We start from the raw sequence: 13,167 nt of genomic DNA on the forward strand, positions 1-13,167 counted from the left end.
CATAGATGGCGGGACCAAAATGGCATATCGGCGTTCGCGGCCGTCGCCGCCGGGGCCGCGAACGCCGTCGTTTCACAGTTCGCCGCTATCCCCCGCCCGGGCCTGGCGCCGCATGTCGCGGATGTGCCGATCGATCTCCCCCGGCACGATGGCCCCCCAGGCGACAAAGTGAGCCACTTCCGCCTCGCCGAACAGTTCCGCAGCCTTCAACCGGGTGAAATTATCCAGCATGCCTTGGCGGTCCCGACTGCGTTTGGCGCTTTCCGCCTCGCTTATCGTGCCCTCCTTGGTTTTCGCCCGCAGGATGAACCAATCTTCAGGCCACAACTCTGTGTTGAGCCGCAGGGTCACCATCTGCATGGTGGATTTGCGCATGAACTGAAACACGAACTTGTCGGTGCCGCCGGCGATTCCGGGCGGCGGCCAGGTGCGGCTGCCCGGACCGGTGCCCCTGACGATCAGGTCCAGCAGGTCCATGGGTCCGCCGGGCGCCAGGGTGAGGATCACCACGTCGTCGAGGTCGGGGGTCTGCTGTCCGAATAGCAGGTCCATGCCATGCTGGACGGCCCGAAACGCCAGGGTGGCGCCGGCGCACACCCCGCCGTGATGATCGTAAACATCGGTCAAATAGATGGAGCGCGTTTCACCCTTCTGAAGGACGGTGATCGGCGCCAGCGTCTTGGCCGCCGGCGGATAGGCATCGTCGTCGCAGGCCTTGGCCACGCCCATGCCCAAGCACACGGCCATCGCCAGGGCAGCCAACACAATACCTGGCTTTCTCAATGAAAATCGGAACATAATGCTTACCTCCTTGTAATGAAATCGGTTCACGCCGCGGTGACACGCGGCACAAAAAAAGGCGCAACCGGACGCTGGGTAACGTCGTCGGTTGCGCCTTCACTTATTTCGGCGGTTCTTACGAACCCCGAAAGACGTAAGGATTATCGCACTTATTTTGAGTTCTCTAATTTATAAAATGGGGGAATTACCACAACCGTTCGACCCATGTCAACAGCCAAAACAGTATGGGTCAACGGGATGTTCGGTCCAGTTCCGCCCGGACGGCAAGTCCGATCTTCTCCAGGGTGTAGGGTTTGCGAACGAACACGCCGGCGCCCATTTGCAAGGTCTTGCGCACATCCTCGGTTTCCGAAAACCCGCTGACGATGATCGCCTTCTGAACGGGATTGATTTCGAGAATGCGGCGATAGGTTTCCATGCCGTCGATGCCGGGCGCCATGATCATGTCCAGCAGCACAAGGTCCGCCTTGTTCTTCTGGAGGTGCGCAACCGCATCCTCGCCTCCGGGAACCGTGGACACCGTGTACCCGATGCTCGTTAATAGACCGGCGGCCACCTCGCGCTGCTCTTTGACATCATCGACCACCAGGATGGACTCCCCCCTGCCTTTGTAGGACGCCGGTGAGGCAGCGGTAACGGTTTGCGCGGGGGCGTCCCTTGTCACGGGAAAATAGAGGGTGATGGTGCTGCCTTCGCCTTCCTTGCTGCGCGCGTCGATGTAGCCCCTGTGATCCTTGACGGTTCCCCAGACCACCGCAAGCCCCAAGCCGGTGCCGCTTCTGCCCATTACCTTCTTCGTGTAGAAGGGCTCGAAAATCTGGCCCAAGTCCGCCGGGGATATGCCGCAGCCCGTGTCGGAAACCGTTACCACCGCGTAGTCGCCGCTTTCAATTTGGTCGTATCCGCGGACGGGTTCATCCAGGTAGCGGCTCTGCGTTCGAACGGTCACCGTTCCCTGGCGGCCGATGGATTCGGCGGCATTGGTCACCAGATTCATGATCGCTTTGGCCAAATGAACGGGCGAGCCTTTGATAGGCAAAAGTTCATCATCCAGTTCGGCCGCAATGCGGACCTCCGGGAAACGCGCTTTCAGGGCCTCGAATTCAGGTGTTTGCAAGTAATCGCCGATCACCTTGTTCAGGCACACCACCTGCGCAACGCTGACGCCTCTTCTGGCAAGGGTCAGCAGGTCCTGGATGATGGCCGCGCCCCGGAGGCTGGCGCTCAGGATGTTCTCCGCATGGCGCCGCTCGTTGCTGTCCGTGGGCAGCTTCTGCGCCAGCAGCTCCGAATAGCCGACCATGACGCCCAGGATATTGTTCAAGTCGTGGGCGACGCCACCGGCCAGGGTACCCAACGCCTCCATCTTTTCCGCACGGTACAAGCGTTCGCGCAATGTTTTGCTTTCGTTCTCCATCTGCATGCGCTCGGTGATGTCACGCAGGACGTAGACGAAGCTGTACGGCTCACCCGCCTCCGACCGCAGAACATCTCCGTTGACTTCAAAAACCCGCTCCTCGCCACTTTTCATCAGCAGGTGGTAGGTCTTGGGGCCAAGGGGCCGCTCGATCATCAACAGGGTGTTGTGAAAGGCCTCTTCCTGGTCCCGTGGCGCGATGAAAGAGATCATGTTTTTTCCGACCAGGTCCGCGTGTTCATACCCGCTCACCTTGACAACCATTTCATTGAAAAATTGGATGGCACCTTGGCTGTCCGTACGCACGACCAGATCAGGGATTGTGGCAAGCAGTTTGTCATACTGCTCCTGGCTTGCATGCAGCGCCTTATCGGCCTCGATGCGGTCCGCAAGCTGCTGCTGTGCCGCGCTCAGGGCGGTGCTGCGTTCACGGAGGGCAAGGTTCAGCGTGCTGGTTGTCAGAATCAGGGCAAACACCAATTGCGCCCAATTGCTCAGCGGAGATCCCATGAAATAGGCCTCGGGCAGACGGCCGAACATCTCGAGCATTGCCAATCCGAAACCCATGGCGACACCCGCCCCGGCAACCAGCAAGGCGACCCGTTCTCCCAAAAGCAAGCCGGCCACGACCGTCAGGGAAACAAAAAACAAGGCGTTGATGTTGCCCAGTCCGCCCCCCATGAAGACGAGGCAGGCAAACACACCCCACACACCCGCAACGGTGCATAGACCGGCCGACTTGATCTTCCCCTGCCACAATAGAAACATTGCGGTGCCGATCGTTATCGACAAAGCCGCAATGATGATAACGCTGCCCAACTTTCTTTCATACAAGAAAAAGGTGGCCACCAAGCCGGCGGCCGACAAGATGGCGATAAGAAGAAATACGCGGGTCAGCACGTTCTTTGAGCGCAGCAGGTACTCATCGTCGACGATCCGTGTGACTTTGCGCGTACGTTTTTCGGTGCGCATGAAGTGCATCCTTTACCGGGTAAAGCCGAGCCTTCCGAACTGTACCCATTGCCATACCGATTCCATCGAAAGCCATGGCGGCCATTTTTTAGCCTATATCGCCCGGAACCACCATCCGGATCAACAGATTTTCGGCCGCCTGCCCACTCCGATGATTGCCGCTTCGTCTTGACAAGCCCCAAGAATTGAGGCGCAACCGGACGGTTCGGGAACCATGACCGGTTGCGCCTTGTCAAGTATGAGACGATCACAACAGGGGATGCCGCCGGGTTTTCAGTCGGCCGAGAGGCGCCCCTTTATCAACTCATCCACCACGGCCGGTTCGGCCAGGGTGGTGACGTCTCCCAGGTTGCCGGTGTCGCCTTCGGCAATTTTGCGCAGGATGCGGCGCATGATCTTGCCCGAACGGGTCTTGGGCAGGCCGGGGGCGAACTGGATGCCCTCGGGGGCGGCGATGGGGCCGATCTCCTTGCGCACGTGCCGGACAAGCGCCTTTTTAAGATCGTCGCTCTCCGCCACCCCTTCTTTGAGGGTGACATAGGCGTAGAGCGCCTGCCCCTTGACGTCATGGGGGATGGGCACCACGGCGGCTTCGGCCACGTCGGCGTGGCTGACCAGCGCGCTTTCCACTTCGGCGGTGCCGATGCGATGCCCGGAGACGTTCACCACGTCATCGATGCGCCCCATCAGCCAGTAGTCGCCGTCTGCATCCACGCGGCAGGCGTCGCTGGTGAAGTACATGTCGGGGAACATCGCGAAATAGGTGTCGATGAAGCGGTCGTGATCGCCCCAGGTGGTGCGCATCATGCCGGGCCACGGTTTGCGGACGCACAGCTTGCCGCCCTCATTGGGATTGCATGGAGAGCCGTCGTCGCGCAAGACAACGGGATCCACACCGAAAAAGGGCCGGTTGGCGCTGCCGGGCTTGAGGGTGTGGGCGCCGGGCATGGCGCTGACCATGAAGCCGCCGGTCTCCGTTTGCCACCAGGTGTCGACGATGGGACAACGCTTGCGGCCCACCTGCTCGTAGTACCAGACCCACGCCTCGGGATTGATCGGTTCGCCGACGGTGCCCAGAACGCGCAGCGCGTCCATTTTGTATTTGGCGGGCCACTCGTCGCCCAAACGCATCAGGGCGCGGATGGCCGTGGGAGCGGTGTAAAAGACGGTGACGCCGAATTTGTCGCAGATCTGCCAGAAACGGCCGGCATCGGGATAGGTCGGCACGCCTTCGAACATGATGGAGGTGGCGCCGTTGGTCAACGGGCCGTATACGATATAGCTGTGACCGGTGACCCAGCCGATGTCGGCGGTGCACCAGTACATGTCGTCGTCATGGATATTGAAGATCAACTTGTGGCTCAGCGCCACATGCAGCAGGTATCCGCCCGTGGCATGCACCACTCCTTTGGGTTTGCCGGTGGAGCCGGAGGTGTACAGGATGAAGAGCGGATCGTCGGCGTTCATCCTTTCGGGTTCGCAGGTATCGGCGGCCCCGGCCAGCTCTTCGTGGTACCAGTAATCCCGCCCCGGTTGCATGTTACAGGGTTCATCGTCGACCTTCACCACGATGACGCCGGTGATGGTGGGGGTCTTTTGCAGTGCTTCGTCGGCGATCTGCTTGAGGCCGATGCGCTTGCCGGCGCGGCGGGCGATGTTGGCGGTGATCAGCAGTTTGCAGTCGGAATCATTGACCCGGTTGATGATCGCCTCGGCGCTGAAGCCGCCGAAGATGATCGAATGAATGGCGCCGATGCGCGTGCAGGCCAGCATGGCAACGGCCAATTCGGGCACCATGGGCATGTAGATGGCCACCCGGTCGCCCTTTCGCACCCCCTTGGATTTCAATACATTGGCGAACTTGCAAACCTCCTGGTGCAGCGCCGCGTAGCTGATCCGGCGCACATCGGCATCGTCTTCTCCTTGCCACAGGATGGCGGTCTTCTCGGCGATGGGTGTTCCCAGATGCCTGTCGAGGCAGTTGAAGGAGACATTCAGCTCGCCGTCGCCGAACCAGGAGTGCTCGATGATGCGGCGCCGGGTGTCCCATGTATAGGTCAGGCTTTTGGTGGGCGGCTTGAACCAGGAAAGCATCCGGGCCTGTTCCAGCCAGAACGCTTCCGGTTGGCCGATGGAGGCTTCCCACATTTGCTGATACTGCTCGGTGCTGTTGATGTGCGCCCTGGCCCGGATTTCCTTCGGTGGGGGAAAGGTGCGCGATTCCTGCATCAAGGATTGCATCGATTTTGCTTCCTGGGACATGGAACCCTCCTTGGCTGTCGGTATGGCCGAGTGATCATTGCAATGCATGGCTTTGCCTTCGGTCAACATGATAGCCCCGATGCTTTCCCGGCGTAAAGCCTTTATTCGCCGTACCCGGTGCCGCAAAGGCGCCCGGCGGTTCAATACAGGCGGCATTTGCCGGGCGGGGCCCTTGGGGCTGAACGGCCGTGGCACAGACATCCCATGGACTTGAAACGGTTTTGACAAAGCATTGCCCTGTGGATTATATCGTCTCATTTTGTCGAGGGCAGGCACAAAAAAGCCACCTGTTGCCTTTGTTGTTTGCCGCAAGTCTCCTGGAATCCATTGATTGTAAGAGGTCGAACCATGGATGTCGCCGTTGTTGTGGACCAGATTGCCAATCTGCAGATTCTGAACCAGTTTCTGCTCTCGCTGTTTCTGCTCATCCCGATGGTGCTGGTGGCCCGCACCGCCGTCGCCGGGACACGTTATTCCCCCATTCTGATCATTGTGCTGTTCGGGTTGACCATGGGGTATGTCCTGGTGGCCAGTGGCGTCTCCAGCCCGGGGTTGCCGCAATTTTCGCTCATCGACCTTGTGAGCCGAACCACCATTGTCGCCCTGACGGTATCCTTTTTCGTGGGTGGTCAGGAACTGCGCAAAATTGTCGGGAACATCAAGCTCGATCCGGACGACATGGTGGTGCCCTCCACCGAGGAGACGGTTTTGGGCACCGGCAGAACGCAATTGATTTTCATTATTCGTTCCTTTTTCCTGCTGATCGGCATCGAAGCCCTGTACCGTCTCATTCTGGGGTTGAGCTTCAGCGACCTGAGCCGCTTCTACCCGGTGATCGCTTACCTTGGCTTGGTGGGTGCGGTGATCATGATCGACTACAAGGCCAAAGTGGCCAACAAGCGGCGCTACATCAAAATGGGGCTCGCCGAAGTCATCGCCATTCTCGGCATCCTGCTGGCATCCTATGGCATCGCCTTGTGGATCAGGCCGTTTATCGCCCTGCCGCAAATCTTTTTCGCCATGATCCTTTCCGCCGGCTTGGGCGCCTTGATGTATCGCTGGCGATTCGGGCCGACCATCCGCGCCCTGTTGTTTGCCGGCATTCCCGTTGTATTGGCGGCCAACTTCATGATCGGCGGCTCCCGGATCAACGACGCATTCGCCATCACCGGAATGAACGCGGTGCTGGCCTACGGCTTTTTCGGCCAGGTTTTCTGGATGTTCGGCGGGATCGCGCTGCTCATGCTTTTCGGCAGAACCGACCACGCCCGCAACCTGGCGCCCGGCATGGCCGGAGCACTTTCCCACTCCGGACTGACGGGGGCCTGCACGGCCGGCGATCTGGGTGACACCGCGGCCTACAGAGCGCCCATCATGATCAATGTGCCCTTTTTCGGCCACATCTTCGTCTTCTCGATCCTGGCCATGAGCGCCCAGCAAGGGGCGTTGATCTTGTGGCCGTCCTTGTTCATTGTGCTGGGCGGCATTGTGCTGACCATTGTGTCCCTCAGGTCCATGAGCAGGGCGGACAACATTGATGCCCGGGAAGTAAAGGGCTTGATGCAGTTTTCCTTCGGATGGCAGCTTTGCGCCGTATTCGGCGGTTTCATCTTGATGAGCCTGGCCGGCATGCCACTAGGCTTTACGGCGATGGCGGTCTCCTCCGGCATCTCCCATTTCGGTCTGTTTGCCGCCACCCAAGGTGGCATGTTCGGCCCCGAAGCCTCGGCCCTGATTCCGTTCATCTTCTCCATGCCCTTCCTGGTGCATCCCCTGGTCTTCTTCATGTTCGGCCGGGCCATGGAAAGGCAGGGCGTCATGCCCAAAACGCCTGTTTACATACTGGCGGCCATCGGACTGGTCGGCATTCTGTATGCGATGCGCGCGGCCTAAGGACTCGCGAAAGCACAAATTCGCATTTCAGGCGCCCGGATGCGGGTCGGATGGGTTTGATCAGCGGATTCAAAACCGGGGGTATAGCGAGCGATTCCGAGGATTATTAATCCGCTCTTCGGGGCAAGACGGCCGGAAGCAGGGATGCATAATAGAGGCTCTACCCGGCCTGGGAAGCAACCCGCCGGACGACCTTGCCCACCGCAACTTGAACACCATGCGGTTTTGTTTCTTTATTTTACATTTTCAATTTATTGACAAAAATAGGGCACTCTGAGATATTGTTCGAGTACCGGCTGCCGAACGGCCCGGAACTGATCCGACACCCCCAGGGAAAGAACAAGAAAGGAGTCTGCCCATGCATTTCAAAAGTGTTGCTATTGCGTTGTGGTTGTTCTGCGTTGCGGCTTTAACGGTCATCGGCGTTATGGCCATTGCGCCTCCCGCGGCCATGGCCGCGGCCCCGGCATCCAGCGAACAGACCGGCGCGCCCGCTGAAGCGGCAACCGAGCTGTTTGCAATGATCGACAGTAGGGAGGCGTATACCACGGATCAAATCCTGCCCCTCTATGACGCACTGGAACCTGTAGACATCGATTTCATGATCGGCACTTGGAAAGGCGGCAAGTTCGATGGCGGCAACAGCCCGGACCCCATCAACTGGTACGGTAAGCGGTTCACCTCGACCGAAGATGTCGATCCCTTGTTGGCGCGGAAGCCGGACGGCACGGTCTACTCCTGGGACGGATGGGGCATGGCGCGTCTGCGTGAAGTCAAGTTCAGGGGCAAAGTGTCCGCCACCCTGATCTACAATCAGCGGCCCATCATGGACTATTTCCGCAAATTGGACGACCAAACGGTCATCGGTTTCGGCGAACCGAAAGGTTTTCCTCCCTTTTTCTTCTACCTGGTACGGGAGTAAAGGTCGACAGACAACGATCCGGCAGGGCGGTGTTGATTCTCTTGCCCCTCATGATCGGGGCAACCGCCCGCCGGTGTCCGCCTTGACTCCCTTTTCGGCGGAGCAGGGGCAATTGGCGCAATCGCCGCTGCACCCGCATCCGCCCTTGGTTGCGCCAACCACCACCCGGCTCTCGACGGGCGCGATGGCCCGCCCCTTCTCCCCCTGAAAAACAAGACGGTCGGCCGGCACCCGCGTCAACTTCAACTGGCATTGGAACATTCGGCAACCGAAGGGGCACATCTCCCGCAGATGGCGGGTTTCGATCACCACCTCGCGCACATCGTCATACTGGGCGTGCAGCAGGTGGATAAGCTCCCAGGCGGAATTGCCGTCGAAATCGCCCCGGGGATCGACATGCAAGGTATTGTTGTGTTTCTTGAATTCGATTTGAAAATAGGGATTCATGGACTTCTTCTCCTTGGGGGACCTTCGGTGGATCAATGAATGGCCGCCTTTTGGCTTTCGCCGCCCCGGATCACCTGGGAAACAGCACTCAAGCTGGAATTGGCCAACATATGGACGGTTTTGTTGTGCTTCTTGGCAAGGTTTTTGACAATGGAGCAGGCCGCATGGCTGTTGCAACTCACCGGACAGAGCACCACATCAGCCCGCTTGAGCCTGGATTCCAACTGCCTGACACCGTTTTTCATATAGCCGTCATGATACTCGAAAACACCGCCGCTGCCCTCGATCATCTCTTTATAAAGGGATGCCATGCGCGTGATGCCGCCGACGATCAGGACGCGCTTGCGGCACAGGTCGAATGCGGGACAATCGGCATCGCACCGGTGCATGCCGCTCAGCGACGCCATCACCTCGCGGGTCTCGGCCCGGAAGTGCGCGTTGAGCGCCTTCTGCTGTGACAACGCCTCCTGCAAGGACTGCTTTTCCTGTGTCAATGATGCGACCGCCTCCTTTTGCCGGACAAGGCTTTCTCCCATGGCGGCAAGCTTCTGTTTCAATTGCCGGTTTTTCGCGGCCAATGCATCGTCGAGCCCGCACGCCTTTGCGACCGGCGGCGCAGCCCTGGGGGGCGGCACATTCCGGGCAGCCGCCAACTCCGCCGTTCGTCGCTCCAAGTCCCGTTGCAATGCCGCCTTCTCGGATTGCAGCGCTCTGTTTTGCCGGGCCGCATCCCGCGCCCCGTCGGCCATCGCCGCCAGCTCCGCCTCTTTCCGTTGCAGGCGCTGCAGCACCAGCGAACGCTGATCCGCGCTCCAGTGCATGCTCATATGAACATCGCCGAACACCGACCGGCGGACGGTTGCCGACAGCGCCGGGTGGGTGGCAGCGGCCCACACGGAACCAAGGTAATCACCGGATGCGAAATCTTGCCGGAAACGCTCCAAAAAGGCGCGGTCATCCAGATGGTGCAAATGGCCTGAGGTCTTGCCATACTTGCGTTGCAACAATGCGTCGACGCGCCGGGAAAGCCGGTTTTCGCTCTCGGAACTGGCGACCAGCGCCTCGTGAATTTCAAAAGGCGTGCTCCTTTTGTCGGACAGTCCGGCTTTTTTCGCCACCTGCTTCTGCTCCGCGGGGCTGAGGCACATGCCGGCCAGCGGGCATTTGAAGAAATGGTCCACTTGCCAATACCGCAGCGGCTTTTTTGGCAAGTGACCTATCGCCACCCGGCGCACGGTACCGGTGACACTGTCGGTGGTCACGGTCGTTGGATGGTGCATATCTGCTTTCCTCCATTTGTGTACGAACGGTATCGCCATCAATCGCCTTCGACCAGCACCTGGGTCAACCGCTTGCGCAGCACCTCGAGCCGTTTGGACTTGAATGCCTTGCGGCTCTCCTCGATCTCTTCGATGGCTTCCCTCACCGCCTTTTCCAATTTCAATTCCCGCGGTCTTTTTGGGCACATTTCCAGCAAAGGCAGCAGGTTGCGCTCATCCACGCGCCCTTCCAGGATGGACGTCACCAAGCAGCAATGCAGATCGAGGCCTTGCTGCAGATCCTTGACACTGACATTGAGCGCATTGATCAAATCCTTTTTTTCGATTCCCATGGTGCCAAACTCCCAGGTTGCGTTTGCGTCCTGTTACGACCGGAACGACTGCATCGTCGCGTTGGCAGGAACACAGGTCAAAATTTTAATTGCCTCTTGAAATTTCATATTCCGTTATTTGTTTTAATTTTCTAATATCCCCGCTGCTAAACATTGTCAAGCGGATTTTCCACTCTGTACTTTATGATGGCATTGTCTTATCCAGGCCTAAAGTATGAACCCCATCACACCGATATATGCATAGTGAATTATGGATTCCCCAATCGGGAACGAAGTTCGGTTTTCGGAACCCTAAAGGAATATGAAGGGGTTGAAACGATTCTGATTGACGACGCGCACCAAACGATCCACCCAAAAAACCCATGCACCGAGCGGCATTATCGCGAAAGGCGGATTCCGAAGGATTGATCCAATGGCCTCAACAGACAAAAGATCCATCTATCAACCCTTTTTTGTTGCGCGGCAACCGATTTTCCACGAGCGAGGGAAAATCTGGGGCTATGAATTGCTTTTTCGAAACACCCCTGAAAGCGACAAGGCAACTATTGTCGATGGCGACCTGGCCACCTTCGTCGTCTCGACCTGCGGGTTCATCCGCACCCAGGAGGATTCGGATCAGACCAAGAAAGTATGTATCAATTTTACGGACAGCGCACTGCTCATGGGAGCGCCCAGTGGCCTGCCACCGGCGGTGACCGTGATCGAAGTTCTGGAAAACACGGTCCCCTCGGACAAGCTGATCCATGCTTTGATCGGTTACAAACAGGAAGGCTATCTGATCGCTCTTGACGACTATGAGGGACAATCCGGCTTCAAAGAGGTCCTGGAGCTGGCCGATATCGTCAAGGTGGACCTGCTGCACAAATCCAGCAGTGAACTGAAAGTCATTTGTGAAAGACTCGCCCCCTACAGGGCCGTAAAACTCGCGGAAAAGGTGGACCATCAGGCCATCTTGCCAGAGTTGAAAGCCCTGGGATTCAGCCTGTACCAAGGCTTCTATTTCGCCAGACCGGAAATCCTGACGGGCCGCAAGATCAACTCCACCCAGGCGTCCAAATTCCGTATTCTGAAAATTGTCGAAGACACGTCCGCCACCACGGAGACCCTCGAAAAGGCAGTCTGTTCAGACCCCAGCATCACCTATCGGCTGTTGCGTTTCTTGAACACGGCGGCGTTCGGATTTTCCATCAAGATCACCTCCGTACGCCATGCGATATTGCTCTTGGGCCAAAAGCGCATCAAAAACTGGCTGCGCATGGTCATTTTGTCCGATTTGATAGGCGCGAAAACGCCCGAACTCTATGCCATGGCCTTGGTACGTGCGCGCCTGCTGGCGGAGCTGTGCGAGGAGCAACAGATTTCAATCGAGGGGGCCGACACCATGTTTCTGTTCGGCCTGCTGTCGTTGATCGAGCCGATGCTGGAAGTATCGGTCGAGACGCTTCTCAAGCACCTGCCCCTGCCTCTGGAACTCAAAGCCGGTTACCTGGAGCCTGACTCCGTTTACCACCGTTATCTAAAGCTATTGAGTGCCATGGAACATGCCGACAGCGGACAAATTGCCGCCCTGAGCAATGAACTGACCATCGACACGACCTCCCTGGCAAACGCCTCCGTCCGCGCGATGGCATGGGCGAACCAAATGAGCAGCGCAATTCTGTAGTACTGCTTTGACACAGGACATCCATGGCCTGCAGCGCGCCCGGGGAGACCGCAAAATACTGAGCCAAATGCTGATGCGGACATCAACAGGCGCTACTTACCAAACGCCCTGTTCGCAAGGACCCGGCGCACCGGCAGGCCTGCCGTGGGTCTACGGAATCGGCAGCATTTCCGGTTTGACCGCTTTCAAAAACCCCACGCAAAAAAGCGTGATCACCCCCTCGATGGCCATGATGGGCAGATGCATGGCCACCGCTGCCGCCGCCACGGTCATGAACTGCTCGCCGGTGAAGACCAGGCTTGCGGCCATGATCAGGGCGGCCAGAACGACTGCACCCGCGCCGGCCGCGAAGGCGGCGGCCAGGGCAATCCATCCCCGTCGGTGGATCCAGGGACCGCAGACATAGTGAACGACAACGGCGGGCACCGCGATGCTCAATGTATTGACCCCGAGTGTGGTGATGCCGCCGAACTGGAAGAAGACCGCCTGCAGGATCAGGGCGGTCAGGGCCGCCGGAAAGGCGGCCCACCCCAGCAGCAGGCCGATCATGCCGTTCATGATAAGGTGGGCGCTGGCGGGACCGATGGGCACGTGAACCAGGGAGGCCGTGAAGAAGACCGCGGTGAGCATCCCGGCCTCGGCAATGCGGTCGTAATCCAGCTTTTTCAGGCCGATGGCGGTTCCCGCGGCCGCCAGGGCGCCCCCCGAAACCAATACGGTGGCCGATAGATAACCTTCGGAAATATGCATGGGCTCTTTTTGCTCCTGCACAAGGCTCGCTGTACGGGAATAAAAAAATCCCCGCACCGATAAGTTGTATCGATCCGGGGATGCCCTGTTTTCCGCAAGATCGGTCGTGGCGCCCCGTTCCGCGGGGGCAACCGAATACATACAGGCAGGTCTTCTGACTTTCGGATCATCCTACCGGCCGCGCCTTCCCATCCCTCTACCGGCGAACAGTGGCAAACTGCGGCTTTCGTCCCCGATCACAGCGGCGGGCCCGTTCCCGTATCTCACGGGATTCCCTATCAAGCTCTATCGAGCACCTGTATGATCAACGATACATCATTTCATAGGTGACGTCCCGCGCTTTGTCAACAGGCAAAACACCCAACTACAGGAGAATCGCCGACACCATTGCCGATGGCTCTGAAAAAAACAAGTTCATCCGGAATGAT

Annotated in this window: 10 protein-coding genes and 1 riboswitch; of the genes, 3 read left to right on the top strand and 7 right to left on the bottom strand. The window is 58.5% G+C overall.

What is annotated here, in order from left to right:
• Positions 1 to 72: 72 nt before the first annotated feature.
• From MRX98_RS04190 to acs, 3 genes are all read right to left on the bottom strand, one after another.
• Complete coding sequence (locus MRX98_RS04190; RefSeq protein ID WP_246903255.1) at positions 73 to 798, bottom strand: hypothetical protein; 726 nt, start codon at positions 796 to 798, stop codon at positions 73 to 75.
• Between the two features lie 232 nt (positions 799 to 1,030).
• The gene (locus MRX98_RS04195; RefSeq protein WP_246903256.1) at positions 1,031 to 3,190 is read right to left on the bottom strand and encodes an ATP-binding protein; all 2,160 of its coding nucleotides are present in this window, start codon (positions 3,188 to 3,190) and stop codon (positions 1,031 to 1,033) included.
• 273 nt (positions 3,191 to 3,463) lie between these two features.
• Entirely contained in the window at positions 3,464 to 5,452 is a 1,989-nt protein-coding gene (gene acs, locus MRX98_RS04200) for an acetate--CoA ligase (protein WP_246903257.1), read from the bottom strand.
• A 348-nt stretch (positions 5,453 to 5,800) separates the two neighbouring features.
• Here acs and MRX98_RS04205 point away from each other — a divergent pair, with 348 nt between their 5' ends.
• Both MRX98_RS04205 and MRX98_RS04210 read left to right on the top strand, forming a co-directional pair.
• On the top strand, positions 5,801 to 7,345 hold the full coding sequence (locus MRX98_RS04205; protein ID WP_246903258.1) for a hypothetical protein: 1,545 nt from the start codon (positions 5,801 to 5,803) through the stop codon (positions 7,343 to 7,345).
• A gap of 358 nt (positions 7,346 to 7,703) precedes the next feature.
• Positions 7,704 to 8,267 (top strand): DUF4334 domain-containing protein, encoded by a 564-nt coding sequence (locus tag MRX98_RS04210; RefSeq protein WP_246903259.1) that lies wholly within the window; start codon positions 7,704 to 7,706, stop codon positions 8,265 to 8,267.
• 48 nt (positions 8,268 to 8,315) lie between these two features.
• Here MRX98_RS04210 and MRX98_RS04215 read toward each other — a convergent pair whose 3' ends face one another.
• Genes MRX98_RS04215 through MRX98_RS04225 form a run of 3 tightly spaced genes read right to left on the bottom strand, consistent with a single transcriptional unit; the run spans position 8,316 to position 10,326 of the window.
• On the bottom strand, positions 8,316 to 8,714 hold the full coding sequence (locus MRX98_RS04215) for a hypothetical protein (protein ID WP_246903260.1): 399 nt from the start codon (positions 8,712 to 8,714) through the stop codon (positions 8,316 to 8,318).
• A 32-nt stretch (positions 8,715 to 8,746) separates the two neighbouring features.
• Complete coding sequence (locus MRX98_RS04220) at positions 8,747 to 9,994, bottom strand: DUF2325 domain-containing protein (RefSeq protein WP_246903261.1); 1,248 nt, start codon at positions 9,992 to 9,994, stop codon at positions 8,747 to 8,749.
• Between the two features lie 38 nt (positions 9,995 to 10,032).
• On the bottom strand, positions 10,033 to 10,326 hold the full coding sequence (locus tag MRX98_RS04225) for a hypothetical protein (protein WP_246903262.1): 294 nt from the start codon (positions 10,324 to 10,326) through the stop codon (positions 10,033 to 10,035).
• 325 nt (positions 10,327 to 10,651) lie between these two features.
• Between MRX98_RS04225 and MRX98_RS04230 the strand changes: the two genes are divergently transcribed.
• Positions 10,652 to 11,989 carry an EAL and HDOD domain-containing protein gene (locus MRX98_RS04230; protein ID WP_246903263.1) on the top strand — a complete coding sequence of 446 codons (1,338 nt, stop codon included), beginning with the start codon at positions 10,652 to 10,654 and terminating at the stop codon, positions 11,987 to 11,989.
• 150 nt (positions 11,990 to 12,139) lie between these two features.
• On the opposite strand, the gene cbiM is transcribed toward MRX98_RS04230, so the two are convergent.
• Positions 12,140 to 12,739, bottom strand: coding sequence for a cobalt transporter CbiM (cbiM, locus tag MRX98_RS04235; protein ID WP_246903264.1), 600 nt, complete (start codon positions 12,737 to 12,739; stop codon positions 12,140 to 12,142).
• 127 nt (positions 12,740 to 12,866) lie between these two features.
• Positions 12,867 to 13,054, bottom strand: a riboswitch (cobalamin riboswitch).
• Positions 13,055 to 13,167 lie beyond the last annotated feature (113 nt).

Source organism: Desulfatitalea alkaliphila, from assembly GCF_022968795.1.
Classification (GTDB): domain Bacteria; phylum Desulfobacterota; class Desulfobacteria; order Desulfobacterales; family Desulfosarcinaceae; genus Desulfatitalea; species Desulfatitalea alkaliphila.